Consider the following 18,189-nt stretch of genomic DNA (forward strand, 5'->3'; position numbering starts at 1 on the left):
CCACCTCCCGCAGCCGAGTCCTGCAGTTCGCCTCACCCAGCTTCGACGCGGCAGTCTGGGAACTGGTCGCCGCCTTCGCGGCCGGCGCCGCGGTCGTGGTGCCCGACAGCGCCCGTCTGGTGGGCGAGGCACTGCGGGATGTACTGGCCGCCGAGCGCATCACCCATGCGCTGATCCCGCCCTCGGTACTGGCCACCCTTCCGGCGGGCTCCGAGGAGGAGCTGACCGAGTTCGCGTGCGTGGTCGTCGGTGCCGAGGCGGCTCCGCCGGAACTGGTGGCGCGCTGGTCGAGGGGGCGCCGCCTGGTGAACGCCTACGGGCCGACCGAGTCGACCGTGGCGATCTCGATGAGCGACACCTTCTCCGACGGCGTGGTGCCGATCGGGAGCCCGGTCGCCAACACCCGTGCCCACGTCCTGGACGAGGTACTGCGACCGGTCCCTGCCGGGGTCGTCGGTGAGCTCTACGCTTCGGGCGCCGGTCTGGCCCGTGGCTACGTCGGGCGGGCGGACCTGACCGCGGAGCGATTCGTGGCGTCGCCCTTCGAGCCCGGTACGCGGATGTACCGGACCGGTGACCTGGCCCGCTGGCGAGCGGATGGACAACTGGAGTACATGGGCCGTGCGGACGAGCAGGTCAAGGTGCGCGGGTTCCGGATCGAGCCCGGCGAGATCGAGACCCTTCTGACCGGCTGCGAAGGCGTCCGCCAAGCCGTGGTCCTGGCGCGCGAGGACATGCCGGGGGACCAACGGCTGGCCGCGTACGTCGTGCCGGATCTGGTGGCGGCCGCCACAACTGCCGAGAGCTCCCGAGACACGCCTTCCGAGGAGGACGCCCAAGTCGGCGAATGGCGGGAGATCTATGACTCGGTGTATTCGGGTGTGGGGTCGGGTGATTTTGGTGAGGATTTCGCGGGGTGGGACAGTTCGTATTCGGGTGAGCCGATTCCGGTTGGTGAGATGCGGGCGTGGCGGGATGCGGTTGTTGAGCGGGTGCGTGGTTTCGGTGGTGGCCGGGTTCTGGAGATCGGGGTGGGGTCTGGTCTGCTGATGGGTCATCTTGCGCGGGGGGTTGGGGAGTATTGGGGTACGGATCTGTCGGGTGCGGTGATCGAGCGGCTTCGTGGTCAGGTGGCCGGGGCGGGGTTGGCGGACCGTGTGTGGTTGCGGTGCCAGGCGGCCGATGCGGCCGGGGACCTTCCCTCGGGGTATTTCGACACGGTGGTGATCAATTCGGTGGTGCAGTACTTCCCGGACGGGGAGTATCTGGCCCGGGTGTTGGACCGGGCGCTGGAGTTGTTGGTGCCGGGTGGTCGTGTGGTGGTGGGGGATGTGCGGCATGCGGGGTCGTTGCGTGCTTTGCATGCGGCGGTGCATGGGGATCGTGGTGTGCAGGCGCGTGCGGTGGTGGATCGTGCGGTGTTGTTGGAGAAGGAGTTGGTGGTGGCTCCGGAGTTCTTCACGGAGCTGGCCGGGGGTGATGGCCGTGTGGGGGCTGTGGATGTGCGGCTCAAGCGGGGTGGCTATCACAACGAGCTGACACGGCACCGGTATGAGGTGGTGCTGCACAAGGCCCCCTCCGCGGTCGTGGACGTCGCTGAGCTGCCTCGGCATGTCTGGACGCCGGAGTTCGACATCGCCGAAGTGCAGTCGCCGGTTCGGATTTCCGGCATTCCTAATGCGCGGTTGGCTGGTGAGATGGCCGCAGAACGTCGGCTGGACGGCCTGGATTCCGGGGATGCCGGTGGGGCGATGGATCCCGAGGAGTTGGTGCTTCGGGGTGCTGAGCTGGGGTGGCGGGTGGTGGTGACGTGGTCGTCCCGCTCGGTGGCGCTGTTCGATGCGGTCGTGCTGCCGGACGACGGGGACGAAGGAGCGTTGTCGGGTGTGTATGTGCCGGCTGTTTCGGGTGGTCCGTGGGTGAACAGTCCGGTGGCTGCGCGGGGGATCGGCGCGGTGGTGAAGGCGGCGCGTGAGCGGCTTTCCGCGGGGTTGCCGGAGTACATGGTGCCCTCGGCGGTGATGGTGCTGGACCGGCTGCCGCTCACGCCGAACGGGAAGCTGGACCGCAAGGCGCTGCCCGCACCCGAGTATGCGGCGAGCGCGGGTGGACGCAAGGCACGGACTCCGCAGGAGGAGACGCTGTGCGGGCTGTTCGCCGAGGTGCTGGGTCTGGAGCGGGTCGGGATCGACGACAGCTTCTTCGACCTCGGCGGCCACTCCCTCCTGGCCACGCGCCTGGTCAGCCGCATCCGCAGCGAGCTGCAGGCGGAAGTCGCGATCGGCACGATTTTCGAGACCCCCACCGTCGCCGGGCTGGCGGAGCACTTGAGCACGGCGTCCCGCACCCCGGTGCGGAAGCGACCGGCGCTGCGGCGCATGACGCGACCGACCGGAAAGCCCTGAGGGATTCCCGGCGGCAGACGGAGCCGACCCGGGTGAGAGCAAGCCGCTCATGCCGGCTGAGCCACGAGATGGAAAGAGGACCAGTCATGACCAACCCCTTCGAGGACCCCGACGGCACCTACGTCGTTCTCGTCAATGACGAGGGACAGCACTCGCTGTGGCCCGAGTTCATCGACGTACCCAGCGGCTGGAACGTCGCGAAGTCGGCTGACACGAGGGACGCCTGCCTCGCGTACGTCGAGGAGAACTGGACGGACATGCGCCCGGCCAGTCTGATCGCGGCCATGACCGCCGCGGAGTCCTGAAGCGGCGGCTGAAGGCCGCACCCTCTGGTGGCGCTCTCAGCGGGAGAGCGCCACCTGTCACCAACCTCTCTGGTAAGGGCACGGAATCGATGGGTACACCGACAGTGGCCGGCGGCACACCACCCGGATCCGGGGTCGCTTCGGCCGTTCCGCGGTGGAGGAGTGAGCCGTGGCGTGCCGATACGCCGAGGACCGAGTACGAATGCCCGGTTCCCGCCGACACGGTCCGGCGTCTCGGCGCACTCGCCGACCGGCTGCAGGTGCGGACCGAGTCCGTGCTCCTCGCCGCGCACGCGAAGGTCCTCGCTGTTCTCTGCGGCGAGCGGGACGTCCTGACCGGGTTCGTCGCTCCCGGCGGGGGCGTTCCCGAGCCGTGCGGTCTGCTGGTGGAGGACGGCGATTGGCGGCAGTTGGTGCTCGCCGCCGAGCGCGCCATGCCGTCGTCGGGGCCGGAGCAGCCCGCTCCTGCCGCCGGATTCGAGGTGGTCCTCGACCTCTCGGCCCTCTCCGACGGCTTCCCCTCCGCCGGCGCCCCCTCCGCGTCCGCGGCGCCCGCCGCCCGGGCGGGCGCCGACCCGACGGCCGACGACGGGTTGCCGGGTGCCTGCGTTCTGCGTGTCGTCGTCCACCCGGAGCGGGACGGGTGGCGTCTGCGACTGCTGGGCCGGAGCGACGTCCTCGATGTCCCCTACGCCGAGCGCGTCGGTGGATACCTGCTCACCGCCCTCGCGACGATGACCGCCGACGCCACGGCGGAGCATCACTTGCAGAGTCTGTTGTCCGCGGCGGAGCTCGCCCAGCAGATCGACGGGCTGGCCGGGCCGCGGCGTCCCCTGCCGGACCGGCGGATGCATGAACTGTTCGAGGAGCGGGTGCGCGAGCACCCCGATCGCGTCGCCGCCGTGCACGACGGCACGGAGTGGAGCTATGACGCACTCAACCGCCGGGCGAACCGGATCGCCCACGCGCTGCTCGCCCGCGGGCTGCGCCCCGAGGACGTGGTGGCGGTGGTCACCGAGCGGAATCTGCCCTGGATGGCCGCGGTCCTCGGGGTCCTCAAGGCGGGGGGTGCGTATCTCCCTGTGGAGCCGCATTTCCCGGCCGACCGGATCGCGGCCATGCTCGGCCGCAGCGCATGCCGCTTCGTGCTCACCGAGCCGGGCAGCACCGCGACCCTGGATCAGGCGTCGGCGGATCCCGGCGCGCGCGGGTCCTCCGGTCAGCCGGTGCCGGACGTCGAGGTGCCGAGGCGCCTGTACCTCGACGACGTTCTGGCGGAGGAGCGGGAGGGCGCGGACACCGATCCGGGTGTTCCCGTCGGTGCCGGACAGCTCGCGTACATCTACTTCACCTCCGGTTCGACGGGGGAGCCGAAGGGCGCGATGTGCGAGCACGCGGGCATGCTCAACCATCTCCTCGCCAAGATCGAGGACTTGGAGATCGGTGCCGGACAGGTGGTCGCCCAGACCGCGCCGCAGTGCTTCGACATCTCCCTGTGGCAGCTCGTGAGCGGGCTGCTGGTGGGGGCTCGCACGCTGATCGTCGGGCAGCGGGAGGTGCTCGACATCGAGCGGTACGTCGAAGCACTGGTCGACGGCGGGGTCGAGGTGCTGCAGGTCGTCCCCTCCTACCTGGAGGTGATGCTCACCTGGGTGGAGGAGAGGCAACGCGGGCTCGGCCGCCTGCGGGTCGTCTCCGCGACCGGGGAGGCGCTGAAGAAGGAGCTGGTCGAGCGCTGGTTCGCGGTCTTCCCCGACATCGGACTGGTGAACGCCTACGGGCTGACCGAGACGTCGGACGACACCAACCACGCGGTCATGGACCGGGTGCCCGCCCACGACCGGGTGCCCCTCGGCCCCGCGGTCCGCAACGTGCGGGTCTACGTGGTCGACGAGCAGCTCGTCCCGGTCCCGCTCGGGGCGCCGGGTGAGATCGTCTTCTCCGGGGTGTGCGTGGGCCGCGGCTACATCAACGACCCGGTGCGGACGGCCGCCGCCTTCGGCACCGATCCGCACCGGCCCGGGGAGCGCCTCTACCGCTCGGGGGACATCGGCCGCCGGCTCCCCGACGGCGCGCTGGAGTTCCTGGGCAGGCGGGACTCACAGACCAAGATCCGCGGCTTCCGCATCGAGATCGGCGAGATCGAGAACCACCTGCTGCGCGTGCCCGGCGTGCGGGACTCCGCGGTCGTCGTCGTGGAGGGAACCGACGGGGAGAAGCATCTGGCGGCCTTCTACGCCGCGGACCTTCCGCTGTCCGTGGACGAGGTGCGCAAGGTCCTCGGCGGGGCCCTGCCCGCGTACATGGTGCCGCGGATCTACCACCACCGGGAGGCCCTGCCGCTCACCGGCAACGGCAAGATCGACAAGAAGGCGCTGGCCCGGGAGGCGGGCGAGGCCGCGTCCCGCACCGCGGAGCCCGCCGCATCCGGCGGCGACTCCGCGCCCCGGACGGCGACGGAGCGGCGGCTGGCCGAGCAGTGGGCGCGGGTGCTGAACATCCCGGTCGCGGAGATCACCCGGGGGCAGCACTTCTTCGAATCCGGCGGCACCTCGCTGTCGGCGGTCCGCCTCGGAGTCGAGAGCGGCGGCACCGCCTCCCTCGAGGACATCGTCAACAACCCTGTCCTGGCCGAGCTGGCCAGGGTCATGGACGAGCACACGCATCAGGGGAAGGAACAGAGCGCATGACGCAGCCGTCCGCACCGACGCCGACTGCCCAGCAGCCCGCCGACGGTCTCGGCCTGGAACTGACTCCCGGCAAGCCCCCGATCCTGCAGGTCGGCAAGCCTGTGGGGGCCGACGCGCTCCAGGACTGGATCGGCGAGCGCGCACAGTCACTGGAGGCGGCCGTGCTCCGCCACGGTGCCGTGCTGATCCGCGGTCTGGAGGCGCGGGACGCGGCAGCTCTCGGCCGGATCGGCGAGCGGCTGCTGGGACGGCATCTGACCCAGACGGAGGCGTTCGCGCGCCGCCGTCCGCTGGGCGGGCCGGTCTTCTCGTCCCTGGAGTGGCCGCCGGACCAGCCGATGTGCATGCACCACGAGTTGAGCTACGCCCTGGAGTTCCCTCGGCTGCTGCTCATGGGATGTTTCACGCCTCCGGCCACCGGCGGCGTCACCGGACTCGCTGACGCCGAAGCCGTGCTCGCGGCCCTGCCCCCGGAGGTCGTGGAGCGCTTCACGGAGGTCGGCTGGTCGCTGACGCGTTCCTACAACGACCTGGTCGGAGTCCCCTGGACGGAGGCGTTGGGCGCGCCCGACCGGGCGGCCGCGGAGAAGTACTGCCGGGCCAACGGCATCGCCCACGACTGGCAGCCGGACGGCGGACTGCGGACCAGTCAGCGTCGCTCGGCGGTGATCCGGCATCCTCGGACCGGGCGCCGGGTCTGGTTCAACCAGATCGCGTTCCTCAACGAGTGGACCATGGATCCGGCGGTGCGGGAGTACCTGGTGGCGCAGTTCGGCGCGGACGGACTGCCGTTCAACAGCCGGTACGGCGACGGGCCGGCCATCGGGGCGGATGTCGTGGAGGCCATCAACGAAGTGTACGAGGCGGCGACGGTGCGTGAGCCGTGGCAGGCCGGAGACGTCCTCCTGGTCGACAACATCCGCATGGCGCACAGCCGCGAGCCCTACTCCGGATCGCGCGAGGTCGGCATGGTCCTGGGCGCCCCGGTGCGCCTCGCCGACTGCGCCCCCACACATCTGCCCGACACCGCTTCCTGAGCTGTCGGCCGCACCTGCACCCCCTCTCCGACCCTCTCCGAGAACGGAGCCGCGCTTCGTCATGAACGCCCAGATCCCTCCTTTCGCCGTCATCCCCGGCTCGCAGGTCCATCAGGTACTCACCGGGCAGGAGCGGCCGCTCATCGAGCTGATCGAGGACACCTACCGGTTGCACGGTGAGGGAGACACGGTCAACCCGCCCTCGTACTTCCTGCGTTTCCCCGACCGGCCCGCCTCGCGCATCATCGCGCTGCCCGCGTCCGTCGGCGGGCGGACCCGGGTCGACGGGATGAAGTGGATATCCAGCTTTCCGCAGAACATCGAGGCCGGGATCCCCCGCGCCTCCGCCGTCGCGATCCTCAACGACCAGGAGACCGGCTACCCGATCGCCTGCATGGAGAGCTCCATCATCAGCGCCGCGCGCACCGCGGCCTCGGCAGCCCTGGCCGCGGACTGGCTGACCAGGGGGCGGAGGCGGCCGCGGCGCGTCGGATTCTTCGGCACCGGCTTCATCGCCCGCTACATCCACACCTATCTGCACGCCGCCGGCTGGTCGTTCGACGAGGTGGGCGTACACGACCTCAGCCCCGAGCACGCGGACGGCTTCCGCTCCTACCTGGAACGGTCGGGCGGCGGCGGTCGGGTCACCGTGCACGGGACGGGCGAGGAGCTGATCGGCTCCAGCGACCTGGTGGTGCTCGCGACGGTGGCGGGAGTCCCGCACATCGACGACCCCTCGTGGTTCTCGCACAACCCGGTGGTGCTGCACGTCTCGCTGCGCGACCTGGCGCCGGAGATCGTGCTGCAGTCGGCCAACATCGTCGACGACGTCGAACACTGTCTGAAGGCGGACACCTCACCGCACTTGGCCGAACAGCAGGTGGGCCACCGGGACTTCCTGGACGGGACGCTCTTCGACGTGATGACGGACCGGGTGCGGGTGCCTGCCGACCGCCCCGTGATCTTCTCGCCGTTCGGGCTGGGCGTGCTCGACCTCGCGGTGAGCAAGCACGTCTACGACACCGTCTGCGAGCGGGGTGAACTGGGCGTCGTCGACGGCTTCTTCCACGAGACCAGCCGCTACGGAGACGTCGGGGCCGACGATGAACACGCTTAGGGCGGGGTGGCCACGTTGCCGGTGATCAGTGCACCGCAGGACTTCAACACCGAGGACCTCTACATCGATCTGCGGCCGCTTCTGGGAAGCGCGCTCCATCTGAAGTGCGAGGGGTTCAACTTCGCCGGTTCCGTCAAACTCAAGGCCGCCGCGGCCATGGTGGCGCAGGCCGAGGAGTCCGGGCTGCTGACGGAGGACTCCGTCCTGGTCGAGTCCTCCTCGGGCAACCTGGGCGTGGCGCTCAGCATGATCGCCGCGAACGCCGGCTACCGGTTCCTCTGCGTGACCGACGCCCGGTGCAACCAGAGCACACGCCGGCTGATGGAGGCGATGGGAACCGAGGTGTACTCCGTGAACCGGCCGGACGCGGAAGGCGGCTTCCTGGGCGCGCGGCTGGAGTACGTCCGGGACCTGTGCGCCTCCGACCCGCGCTACGTGTGGCTGAACCAGTACACGAACGCACACAACTGGATCGCCCACCACCGGACCACGGCCCCCGCGATCGCCGAGCAGTTCCCCGACCTCGACGTGCTCTTCGTCGGCGCCGGTACCACGGGCACCCTGATGGGGTGCGCCCGCTACTTCCGCGAGTCGGGACGCCCGGTGACCGTCGTGGCGGTCGACACCGTCGGATCGGTGACCTTCGGCGGTGCGCCCCGGACGCGGCTGATCCCGGGGCTCGGCGCGGGCGTGCGCCCGCAGCTCCTGGATGCCTCCTACGTCGACGACGTGGTGATGGTGCCGGAACCGGAGACGGTGCGCGCCTGCCGCAGGCTGGCCTCGGCGGGATTCCTGTTCGGCGGCTCGACCGGGACGGTCGTCGCCGGTGCGCAGCGGTGGCTCGCCGCCCACCGGCCGGGAGCCGAGGTGACGGCCGTGGCGATCTCACCGGACCTGGGCGAGCGCTACCTGGACACGGTCTACCGCAACTCCTGGGTGCAGGCCGTGTACGGGGTCGCCGCGTTCGCCGAGGAGGACTCCGCGCTGGACGGTCTGCCGCTGGCCGAGTTCCCGGCCCGATGAGCGGCACCGGCCGATCCGTCCGGGCCCGGCGGTGGACGCTGTGCACCGCCGGGCCCGGCGGAAGCACTCCGGGGCCGGCCGGTCCGGCCCGCATCGCAGCGGCTGACCCGGGAGCACCGGCGGAACCCGGTGCACCGGCCGGCAGGTGGCGCGAGGCGCGGGCCCCGCGCCGGTCCGGCTGCCGCCGGGGCTCAGCCGCGCTCGTCGGCCCGGGCCGCCAACAGCCTGCGGTCGACCTTGCCGTTGGGATTGCGGGGCAGCGACGCCAGGTGGTGGACGCTGTCGACGATCGAGTGCCGCGGGAGCTGCTGCGCGCAGTGGCGCTTCAGCTCGATGAGAGACGGCGCGGGCTCCGCCGCGGGCACCACGTGCGCGACGATGCGGACGTCGATGCCGCTGCCCGCCACCTGGACCGCGGCATCCGCCACCCCCTCGTGGCTCTGCAGCACCGCCTCGATCTCGCTCAGTTCGATGCGGTTGCCGCGCACCTTCACCATGCTGTCCCGGCGGCCGACGAACTGCAGGCTGCCGTCCTCCAGCACCTGGGCGAGATCGCCGGTCGCATAGGTACGGTCGGTCACCGCCGGGCGACCCCAGTAGCCGAGCATCACACTCGGACCGGTGACAACGATCTCGCCTTCCTCACCGGCCCCGGCCCGGCTGCCGTCCGGCCGGAGAACGGTCACGGAGTTTCCGCACGCGCCGGTGCCGATGGGTACCGGAAGAATGCGGTCCGGGTCGATCTCCTCGACCTCGTGGCCGGTGCTGATGATGGTCTCGGCCGGGCCGTAGAGATTCATGAACCGGCAGTACGGGAGGTGGGCGCGCAGCTCCCGCAGCGGACCGATGGGGAAGACCTCTCCGGCGAACAGCAGAAAGCGGAGCGAAGGCACGGGGGTGTCCAGTAGGCCACCGTGCCGCATCATCAGCATGAGAGCTGCGGGAACCGAATACCAGACGGTTATCCGGTGGTCCAGAAGAAACTGTGCCAGGCCCTTCGCCGAATATGCGGTCTCCTGCGGCACCAGGTGCACGGAAGCACCGACCGAGAACGGCACGTAGATATCGTTGACGGACAGGTCGAAATGGAATGGAGCGTGATTGGAGTACCGGTCCGCTGCCTGTGCTTTCTGGGTCTCGGCCGCCCAGGAGACAAAGGCCCATGCGCTGTTGTGGCTGTGGCACACACCCTTGGGTTCGCCGGTCGACCCGGAGGTGTAGAGGATGAAGGCGAGGTCGTCGCCGGTGCCGGTGGGCGGGGGGAGGGCCCGGTCCGGCGCGGGCGGCGGACCGGCGGGCAGACGGTCCCAGGGGGAGCCGTCCGGCCAGCGGCGCAGGGTCGCCGGAGCGGTGCCGAACTCCGCCAGTGACGCTTCCCGCTCCGGCGGTGCCACCAGGGCCCGGGGCGCGAAGTCGGCCAGCAGCTTCGCCGTGCGGCGCGGCGGCGCCTGCGGATCGAGCGGAACATAGGCGGCGCCCAGCCGCAGCACGGCCTGCATCACGGTGACGGCGGCCGTGGATTTGTCGAGCCATATTCCGACCCGGTCCCCGCGGCTCACGCCGAGGCCGGCGAGTTCCAGGGCGAGCGCATCGGCCCAGGCGTCCAGATATCCATACGTCGCTGCGCCGTCCGGACCGACCACGGCAGTGGCGTCCGGGGTATTTCGGGCTGCGTCCTGCACGAGGTGGTGGAGCATCACGGTACGTCTCCGTATCTCTTGGCCCGCACAGCCGGGAGGATTTGGTCAAATCCTGCGAACCTTGACAGGTTTTCCGGCGGCTCAGTAGCATCCGCCAGCATAGTAGCGTGACGGTGAGTCGGGCGGTGGTTCCGGCGAAGAACTGATGCGAACTCGGGGGTCCGCGTGCGGGACAATGAGGTTTTCGAGGCTGTCAAGGGATATGTGGAGGACAGCGTCCTCAAAGGACAAGGGGAAGTGGAGGGAGATACTCCGCTGTTGGAATGGGGGATTCTCGATTCCCTCTCCGTGGCCCGGCTCGGAAATTTCGTCGAGAAGCGCTTCGAGGTGGTCCTGCCCACCGGCAGCGCTGTGGGGGAGAGGTTCCACAGCCTCGACTCGATCTGCGCGTTCGTCACCGAGTTGCGTGCCGGGCGTACCGAGCCCGAGCCGGCCGCTCCGCACGATGCGGCGTAGGGACCGTCCCGCTCGGCGGGCGGGGAGAGGATGACTGATGGCTGCACAACTGGCGCTGTCCTCGGCCCAGACCGGAGTCTGGATGGCGCAGCAGCTCGACCCGGAGGACAGGTCCTTCAACATCGGGGAGTACTGCGACATCGCCGGGCCGGTGGACCCGGACCTCCTCCAGCAGGCGCTCCGCGAGGTCGTGGCGGCGACCCCGGCGCTGCGCGCACGGTTCGACATCGGTGCCGAGGGGCTCTGCCAGTATCTCGACGACACCGTCGAGACACCGCTGCACCGCATCGACGTCAGCGGCGAACCCGATCCCCGGCAGGCCGCCGAGCGGTGGATGCGGCAGGACCTGGCCAAGGAGTACGACCTCGCCGAGGGGCCTCTCGTCACCTGGGCGCTGTTCACGCTGGGGGCCGAGCGCACCCTGTGGTACCGCGCGGCCCACCACATCGTCCTCGACGGCTTCGGCCTGGCCCTGATCGCCTCCCACGTGGCCGACGTCTACTCGGCCCTGGTGACCGGTCGGGCCCGCAGGCCGCGTCCGCCGGGCACCTTGGAGCAGGTCATCGCCTCGGACCTCGCCTACCAGGAGTCCGAGGAGTACGCGCGCGACCGCGAGTTCTGGCTGGACCGGCTCGCCGGACAGACCGAGGCGGCCGCCTTCACCGACTGGCGGCCCACTGCCTCCCGGGCCTCGCTGCGCGAGAGCGGTCACCTCACCCCCGCGGAGTTCGACGTCCTGCGCGCTGCGGCCCGCGCACTCGACGTGACCTGGCCCGAGGTGGTCGTCGCCGCGGTCGCCGTGCGGTTGCAGCAGGCCACCGGCGTCCGGGAACCGGTCGTCGGCCTGCCGGTGACCGCCCGGACGGAACCAATGCTGCGCAGGGTGCCCGGGATGGTGACCAACGTGGTGCCCCTGCGGCTCTCGTTCGGCCCGGACACGCCCTTCGCCGACGTGGTCGCCCAGACCTCGCTGCGTCTGGAGGAAGCGCTCCGGCACCAGCGCTACCCGCAGGAGCACCTGGTCCGCGAGCTGCCCGGACTCCCCGAAGGGAGGAAACAGTTCGGTCCCGACGTCAACATCATGTCCTTCAACTACCACGGCGACTACGCGGGCCGCCCCGCCACCGTGCACACCCTGTGCTCCGGCCCGGTCGAGGACCTGACGATCAACGTCTACGACCGGATGGACGGCCGCGGCCTGCAGATCGCCCTGGACGGCAACGCCGAGCTCTACGACCGCGCTCAACTGTCCCGGCACCTGGAGGACATCGTCACCCTGCTCCGCTCGGTCACCGGTCTGCTGGACCACGCACCCGCAGCGCCCTGACCCCGCCCCGAACTGCCGGGCAGCCGACCCCGCCCGGTCCGGTGGGCGGCCGCGGGGCGGAGACCGGGCGATGTCCGGCCCGGGGGTTCACCGCGGTCGGGTCCGCTGCTTCGCTTGCGGGCGACCGCAGGCGGCGGAGGGAGCCGGGATGGAGATCGAGGGTGCGACCGCGCCCGTGGTCGCGGCCGTCGGAGTCGTCGGGACGCTGCTGTCGGCGCTGCTGACCCAGCGCGCGGCCGACCGCAGCCGCCGCCGCGAGCAGGACCGCGCCGAGGAGCTGTGGCAGCACCGCAGCCAGGCGCAGGAGCTGCGGTCCTGCTACGTGGCGCTGAACACCTCCGCGCGGCAGTACCTGGCCGCACTCACCGACCAGTTGCACGCGCTGGGGCGTACCGCGGATCTGGCCTCCGCCCGGCAGCGGCTGACCGAGGCCCGCGACCAGTACCGGGACGTGTACGCCGAGGCCCAGATGCGGGTGCCGGAGCGGGTGCTCGACATCGCGGGCGACCTCAGCCGCGACCTGGGCGCGGTCTACGGCACCGTCCGGCGCCTGGACGAGGGCGTACCGCGGGACGGGGACTCCCCGTCCGCGGCCCAGCGGCGGATCGACGCGCTGTGGGGCCGACTGCGGCAGGCGCGCCGCGAGATGCGCGCCGAACTGGGCGTCTCCCGGTCGGATTGCGGGCGTTGAGCGTGAAAGCGCGGGATCGTGTCGCAACTGCGCCCGCGGATCGGCATAGTGGCGGTGGCTCGAACGAGAGGTCCCACGTCTGTCGAGATCCAGGAGAGGCGGGCTGCCCGTGAACGGCGAGGAGACCGGTGGCGTCGCGGGACTGCGCGCCTGGGCGGCCGACGCCGCCGAGCGGGCCAAGCGGCTGCTGCCCGCCGTGCGGGGCGGTGCCGTGCCGTCGGGCGCGTACGACGCGTCGGTCGCCGAACTCGAGGAACTGGCAGGGCTGCTGGACCACGATCCCGGTCTGCGCAGCACGGTGCGTGTCTGGCTCGGAGGTGCGCTGGCCGCGCGGAGTCTCGCCGGGTCCGGCGGGCCGCGGGACCGGGAGCGTGCCGAGGCGCTGCTGCGGGCCGCACGGGACCGCGCGACGGAGCAGGGCGCGGCGGCGGGCGAGGAGGACCGCCGCTGGGCGGCGTTCTTCCTGCTGCCGCTCGTGTCACCGCTGCAGATGCAGCCGGGCGCCTCGGGCGGCGCACCCGACCTCTCCGCTTACGCCGCGTGGGCGGCCCGGACCGGCCCCGCCGGAATGGTGCAGACCGCGGCGGAGCTCCAGACGCTGACCGAAGAGGTGCTCGAACTGCCGCTGCCGGAGGACTTTCTGGCACAGCTACGGCAGATGCACCGCGCCACCACCGCCCCGTCGGGACCGTCGCTCTCCGACCTGCTCGCGACCATGACGCCCGCGGGTTCGCCGTTCGCGGAGCAGATGCGGCAGACGATGGAGAACGCTTTCAACGCGCCCGGGGGCTCCGCCGGCAGCAGCACCGCTTCCGCGGCCCCGCCCGGACCTCCGGACCGCGAGCCGGCCGGCCCCGGGCCAGGCCAGGACCGCGGACCGGACCCGGCTCCCGGGCCCGATCCGGCCTCCGAGCCGGACGCGGCCTCCGGCTCGGAGGTGGCCCCCGAGCCGGACGCGGTCCCCGAGCAGGGTCGGAGTCCCGAAGCGGAACCGGGCTCGCGTCCCGACCCGGGCGCGGCTCCCGGGCATTCCGGCGCTTCACCGGGTACCGGCTCGCCCCTGTCGGCGGAGCGGACCGACGCGGCCGGGGCGGCCACGGAACCCGGCCCGCCCCCACCCGCGGGGCCGCCCCCGGGACCGTCCCCGGACAGCGTCCCGCCTCCGAGCGGTCCGCCTCCGCCTCCGGGCCCCGGGCTCACACCGGACGACATCCGCCGTCTCACCGCCACCATGGACGCCGTCCATGCCACCACCTGGGGTCTGGAGGACGTGCTCAAGGGCAGCGACCCCGAGGCACTCGATGCCCTGCTCCGGCGGCTGCGCGCAGTGCAGGACCAGCCGCCTCCCGGCCCGGACCCGGCCGACGCGCTGGAGAGCCTGCGGGCGCTGCTGCTCAACATCTCTCCCGGCGTCGGCGGCACCCACGAGGACACCTCGGCGGGGCGCGCCCATCTGGCCACCGTCGTCGACCACCTCAGCTCGCTCGCAGGCGCGCTGCCCGCCGGAGTCGGGGACCCGGCTGTCTGGGGTCGTGCGTTCGCGCTGTACACCCGGGTCATGGCGGCGGGGGAGACGGAGGACGTCCACACGCTCCGGGAACTGGTGGCCGAGGCCGAGGCACTGGAGGAGTCCGTCCCGGAGGACGAGCCGTTCCGGTTCGCCGTCCTGTGGGCCCTGGGCGCGGCCGTCGCCAGACTCGGCATCGTCACCGGGGACAGGACGACGGTGCTGCGTGCGCTGCCGCACATCGAGGCGGGGCACGCGGGGATGAGCGCCCTCCCGTTCGCCGACGAGCTGCCACTGCCGCTGCCGCCCCTCCCGGACCTCGACCTGCTCCGCGCGGGTCTCGGCGGCGGCCCCGCGCCGGTGCACGAGCACGTTCCCGCGCCCCCCGACGCCGCACCGGAGGAACTGCACACCGCCGCGCTCGACCTGGCCCTGCGCTTCTCCCTCACCCGCGACCCCGCCCTCCTCGACGCGCTGATCGGCCAACTGGAGCGGGTCCGCGACCGGGTCAGGGAGGGGAGGGCCCCGCGCATCGCCGCCGACGCGCTGTGGGAGCTGGCCCAGGCGTACCGCGAACGCGGAGTCCTCAAGGACGATGTGACCGACATCGCGGCGCTGGAGGCGGCCAAGGAGGCGCTGACCGCGCTCGCCGCCGACGTCCTCCTCCAGGCCGGTGCCGAGCACGGGCTGCTGGCGGCCCGCTCCGGTGCGAACAGGGGTGTGCAGGCCGCGCTGTGGGCGGCTTCCCAGGGGCGGCTGCACGAGGCGGTCGCCGTGCTGGAACTGGGCCGGGCGCTGGTGCTGCACGCGGCGTCCACGTCCTCCGCGGTCCCCGAACTGCTCGAAGCGGCGGGGCACCACGCGCTCGCCGAGCAGTGGCGGGTGGCCCGAGGTGCGGCCGGGAACGCAGAGGAGAACGACGGGTGCGGCGAGGGCACCGAGGCCGACGAGGGCGGGGTACCGGGCCGGATGCCGAGCACGCTGCGCCGCCAGGCTCTGGAGGCGCTGGGCTACCGGGACGAGGACGGTCTGCTCGGCACCCCGTCGCTGAGCGCGCTCTCGGACGGGATCGCGGACAGCGGCGCAGACGCGCTGCTCTACCTCGTCCCCGGCGAAGGCGAGAACCCCGGCGTGGTCCTCGTCGTGGCGCCCCGGCTCGGCGCCGCGGTGGGGGTTGCGCCGCTGCTGTCCGGTGCCGGATCCGGCCCGCTGGAGAACTACCTCGACGCCACCGCGGCCCGCGACGCCGCCGCGGGGAGCGGGCGCTCCGCCGACCCGTCCGCCGAGCAGACCTGGGACGAGGCCCTCGCGGCGCTCTGCGACTGGGCCCACCAGGTGCTCGGCCCTGTCCTCGGCGGGGTGCGCGCAGGGCTGGCGGAGGAACGGCCGGCCGAGGAACGGGAGGCCGAGGAACGGCCGGTGGCGGAGGGGCCGCGGAGGGACGGACTGCTCCGGATCGTCCTGGTGCCCTGCGGACGGCTCGGCATCGTCCCCTGGCACGCCGCGAGCCGCGAGGGCGCGGCCGGCCGGGAGCACCTGTGCCGGACGACGGTGGTCAGCTATGCGGCGTCCGGCGGCGAGTTCCTGCGCTCGGTGCGCCGCGCGCCGCGGGATCCGGCGGCGGCGCCGGTGCTGCTGGCCGACCCGGGCATGGACCTGGCGCACGCGGAAGTCGAGGTCATGGCGTTGCGGGACGCCTTCTACCGGGAAGCGCGGATGTGCGGGGGGATCTTCGAGCTGCCGGAGGAGGAACTGCTCCCCGGCACGCCCGAGGACGTGCTCGCGCTTCTCGCCGACGGGGCGTCGCTGCTCCACGTCGCCTCCCACGGGTCGGCGGGCACCCGCCCCACGGTCTCGGCCCTACACCTCGCCGCCCCCGAGGGCACCGGGGCCCCGGCAGCGGACGGGGCCGCGCCGGGGAACGGGCCGGACCCCGGCATGCTGACCGTGACCCGGCTGCTGGACCGGCCTTCCGCGCGAGGCGGCGCCGACCGCGCGTACGCCACCCGGGCGGGCGCCGGTGACGGGGCACCGCTGGTGGTGCTGAGCGCCTGCCAGACCGATCTGAGCACCCGCGACCACGACGAGGCGCTGACCCTCACGACGGCGTTCGTCTCGGGCGGGGCGCGGGACGTCGTGGGCTCGCGGTGGCGGACCGACGACGCCGTGTCGGCGCTGCTGATGGCCGTCTTCCACCACTACGTGACCGTCGACGGGCTCGGCCCCGCCGACGCGCTCAGGGCCGCGCAGCTGTGGATGCTCGACCCGGACCGGAAGAACCCGGGCTCGCTCCGCGGCCCGCTGCTGCGGCAGATGGAGCGACCCGATCTGGACCGGGCCCGCTTCTGGGCCGCCTTCATCCACCAGGGGCACCCGGGCCCGGGGCGCACGGTGCCGGACGCAGGAAGAGGAGCAGGAAGAGGAGGGGGAGGGGATGAGTGACGAGGGCGCGGGTGACCGGCCCGGCGCTCCGGCGCAACGTCTGCTGGTGCTGGTCGGTGAGCACCGGGAGGATGTCCGCGCGGCGCTCGGCGAGGAGCAGTACGCGCTGCTGCTCGCCCGGTTGGAAGCCCTCGCGGGCACCGCGGCGGACGATGACCGGGCGGTGGGCAGGGCCTTCCAGGGCGTGCGCGTGCTTCTGACGCGGCTGCCGCTGCCCTACGACCATCCGGTGCACCTCGCGCTGGACTCCGACCGGCTGGCGGGGGTGCCGCCGGGATCGGCGACCGTGGTGGACGCACGGGAGCTGGCAGCTCTGCTGACGGGTTCCGCGCCGGCCGGTTCCGCCACCGGCCCCGGCGCCGACCCCGGTACGGGCGGTACCGACCCCGATCCGGGCCCCGGAAGCCTCCTCGGCGCCCACGAGCGGCTGCTGCGCGCACCGGCCCTCCCGGCGGACGAGGCGCGGGCCCGCTGCGGGGGAGCGGCGCCGCCCTCCGAACTGATCAGGCTCTCCGATCCGCTGGGGCGCGAGCACTACCCGGCGTTCCAGTTCCCCGCGGGCCACGGCGCCCCGCACGAGGTCGTCCTGGAGGTCAACCGGCTGCTGCTCGCGGACATCGACCCCTGGGGCGCTGCGGCCTGGTGGCTGGAGGGCAACACCTGGCTCGGCGGTGCGCCCGCCTCGCTGCTGGGCCGCCTGCCCGACCGGGAACTGGTCGGTGCGGCCACCGCGCTGGTGGAGGAGGACTGATGGGCGGCCTCTTCCCCATGACGCCGCTGCAACTGCGCCCCAACCACCGCGTGCTCCCGGCGGGCACCCTGCTGTGGCGGGTGCACAGCGTGCGCCGGGCCCCGGACGCGTTCAACCCGACGCTCGCCGACCCCTTCGAGTTCCGGAGGGGCAACCGCTTCGACGGCACGTCGCTGGACCCGTACCACTGCCTGTACCTTGCCGACACCCCGACCACGGCGCTCGCCGAGAGCGTGCTGCGCTCGCGTCCCTTCGAACCGCCCGCGGGCCTGCGGCTCATTCCCTACGCCGCGGTCCGGGGCCGTTCGTTGAGCGCCGTGCGGACCAGGTGCGAGCTGAACCTGGTCTCGCTGGTCGAGTCGGAGGACCTGGCCGCGGTCTGCCAGGACGCCACGCTTCTGGAGGACGAGCGCAACTACGTCCCGGCCAGGCGCTGGGCGAGTGAGATCCGGGCGCAGGCGCCGGGCGCCATGGGGCTGGTCTGGCAGTCGCGGCACCACCGGCCGCAGCACGCGCTGGTGCTCTTCCACGACCGGTTCGCCCACTGGGACGGCAAGCCGCTGGAGGCCGCGCCGGACGGTGGTATTGCGGCCCTGGAGTCCGCCGACGGTGTCGCCGCGGCCAACCGCCTGCTCGAACCCCTCCGGGCGCGGATCTCCGAACCGGTGGGGAGGTGACGCAGGTTCCCCGTCCGTCCGGGAATGCCGAGCCGAGGCGGTGGCCGCGGAAGCACCGATC

General features: G+C 72.4%; 13 protein-coding genes. 12 read left to right on the top strand and 1 reads right to left on the bottom strand.

Going from position 1 to position 18,189, the window contains the following annotated elements:
• The 6 genes from BMX65_RS09865 to sbnA form a co-directional block, all read left to right on the top strand.
• On the top strand, positions 1–2,405 hold a 2,405-nt coding region (locus tag BMX65_RS09865; protein WP_143081841.1), incomplete at its 5' end, for an AMP-binding protein.
• 86 nt (positions 2,406–2,491) lie between these two features.
• On the top strand, positions 2,492–2,710 hold the full coding sequence (locus BMX65_RS09870) for an MbtH family protein (RefSeq protein WP_074999843.1): 219 nt from the start codon (positions 2,492–2,494) through the stop codon (positions 2,708–2,710).
• A gap of 89 nt (positions 2,711–2,799) precedes the next feature.
• Positions 2,800–5,400, top strand: a complete 2,601-nt coding sequence (locus tag BMX65_RS09875) for a non-ribosomal peptide synthetase (protein WP_074999844.1) — start codon at positions 2,800–2,802, stop codon at positions 5,398–5,400.
• Positions 5,397–6,437, top strand: coding sequence for a TauD/TfdA family dioxygenase (locus BMX65_RS09880; protein WP_074999845.1), 1,041 nt, complete (start codon positions 5,397–5,399; stop codon positions 6,435–6,437). Before BMX65_RS09875 ends, BMX65_RS09880 begins: the two co-directional genes overlap by 4 nt.
• Positions 6,438–6,498: 61 nt before the next feature.
• Positions 6,499–7,554 (top strand): 2,3-diaminopropionate biosynthesis protein SbnB, encoded by a 1,056-nt coding sequence (sbnB, locus tag BMX65_RS09885; protein WP_074999846.1) that lies wholly within the window; start codon positions 6,499–6,501, stop codon positions 7,552–7,554.
• A gap of 15 nt (positions 7,555–7,569) precedes the next feature.
• A complete protein-coding gene (gene sbnA, locus BMX65_RS09890; RefSeq protein ID WP_075000259.1) occupies positions 7,570–8,577 on the top strand; it encodes a 2,3-diaminopropionate biosynthesis protein SbnA in 1,008 nt (335 codons plus the stop codon).
• 191 nt (positions 8,578–8,768) lie between these two features.
• Here the strand turns inward: sbnA and BMX65_RS09895 are convergent, their stop codons facing one another.
• A complete protein-coding gene (locus BMX65_RS09895; protein WP_079171801.1) occupies positions 8,769–10,274 on the bottom strand; it encodes an amino acid adenylation domain-containing protein in 1,506 nt (501 codons plus the stop codon).
• A 261-nt stretch (positions 10,275–10,535) separates the two neighbouring features.
• Here BMX65_RS09895 and BMX65_RS09900 point away from each other — a divergent pair, with 261 nt between their 5' ends.
• The 6 genes from BMX65_RS09900 (at position 10,536) to BMX65_RS09925 (ending at position 18,128) form a co-directional block, all read left to right on the top strand.
• Entirely contained in the window at positions 10,536–10,733 is a 198-nt protein-coding gene (locus BMX65_RS09900) for a hypothetical protein (RefSeq protein WP_162637646.1), read from the top strand.
• 37 nt (positions 10,734–10,770) lie between these two features.
• Positions 10,771–12,060 carry a condensation domain-containing protein gene (locus BMX65_RS09905; protein WP_074999849.1) on the top strand — a complete coding sequence of 430 codons (1,290 nt, stop codon included), beginning with the start codon at positions 10,771–10,773 and terminating at the stop codon, positions 12,058–12,060.
• Between the two features lie 148 nt (positions 12,061–12,208).
• Positions 12,209–12,751 (top strand): hypothetical protein, encoded by a 543-nt coding sequence (locus BMX65_RS09910; RefSeq protein WP_177214228.1) that lies wholly within the window; start codon positions 12,209–12,211, stop codon positions 12,749–12,751.
• Between the two features lie 109 nt (positions 12,752–12,860).
• A complete protein-coding gene (locus tag BMX65_RS09915) occupies positions 12,861–16,700 on the top strand; it encodes a CHAT domain-containing protein (protein ID WP_074999850.1) in 3,840 nt (1,279 codons plus the stop codon).
• Positions 16,693–17,451, top strand: a complete 759-nt coding sequence (locus BMX65_RS09920) for a hypothetical protein (protein ID WP_074999851.1) — start codon at positions 16,693–16,695, stop codon at positions 17,449–17,451. Before BMX65_RS09915 ends, BMX65_RS09920 begins: the two co-directional genes overlap by 8 nt.
• Positions 17,451–18,128 carry an RES family NAD+ phosphorylase gene (locus BMX65_RS09925; protein WP_074999852.1) on the top strand — a complete coding sequence of 226 codons (678 nt, stop codon included), beginning with the start codon at positions 17,451–17,453 and terminating at the stop codon, positions 18,126–18,128. Before BMX65_RS09920 ends, BMX65_RS09925 begins: the two co-directional genes overlap by 1 nt.
• The last annotated feature ends 61 nt before the right edge of the window (positions 18,129–18,189 follow it).

Source organism: Streptomyces qinglanensis (assembly GCF_900111245.1).
GTDB classification, from domain to species: Bacteria; Actinomycetota; Actinomycetes; order Streptomycetales; family Streptomycetaceae; genus Streptomyces; species Streptomyces qinglanensis.

What these genes read in the sequence shown, in the direction of transcription:
- sbnB (WP_074999846.1), top strand. Translation starts at nt 6,499, where the DNA reads ATGAACGCCCAGATCCCTCCTTTCGCCGTCATCCCCGGCTCGCAGGTC.
- BMX65_RS09895 (WP_079171801.1), bottom strand. Translation starts at nt 10,274, where the DNA reads ATGCTCCACCACCTCGTGCAGGACGCAGCCCGAAATACCCCGGACGCC.
- BMX65_RS09875 (WP_074999844.1), top strand. Translation starts at nt 2,800, where the DNA reads ATGGGTACACCGACAGTGGCCGGCGGCACACCACCCGGATCCGGGGTC.
- BMX65_RS09925 (WP_074999852.1), top strand. Translation starts at nt 17,451, where the DNA reads ATGGGCGGCCTCTTCCCCATGACGCCGCTGCAACTGCGCCCCAACCAC.
- BMX65_RS09905 (WP_074999849.1), top strand. Translation starts at nt 10,771, where the DNA reads ATGGCTGCACAACTGGCGCTGTCCTCGGCCCAGACCGGAGTCTGGATG.
- BMX65_RS09910 (WP_177214228.1), top strand. Translation starts at nt 12,209, where the DNA reads ATGGAGATCGAGGGTGCGACCGCGCCCGTGGTCGCGGCCGTCGGAGTC.
- BMX65_RS09870 (WP_074999843.1), top strand. Translation starts at nt 2,492, where the DNA reads ATGACCAACCCCTTCGAGGACCCCGACGGCACCTACGTCGTTCTCGTC.
- BMX65_RS09920 (WP_074999851.1), top strand. Translation starts at nt 16,693, where the DNA reads ATGAGTGACGAGGGCGCGGGTGACCGGCCCGGCGCTCCGGCGCAACGT.
- BMX65_RS09880 (WP_074999845.1), top strand. Translation starts at nt 5,397, where the DNA reads ATGACGCAGCCGTCCGCACCGACGCCGACTGCCCAGCAGCCCGCCGAC.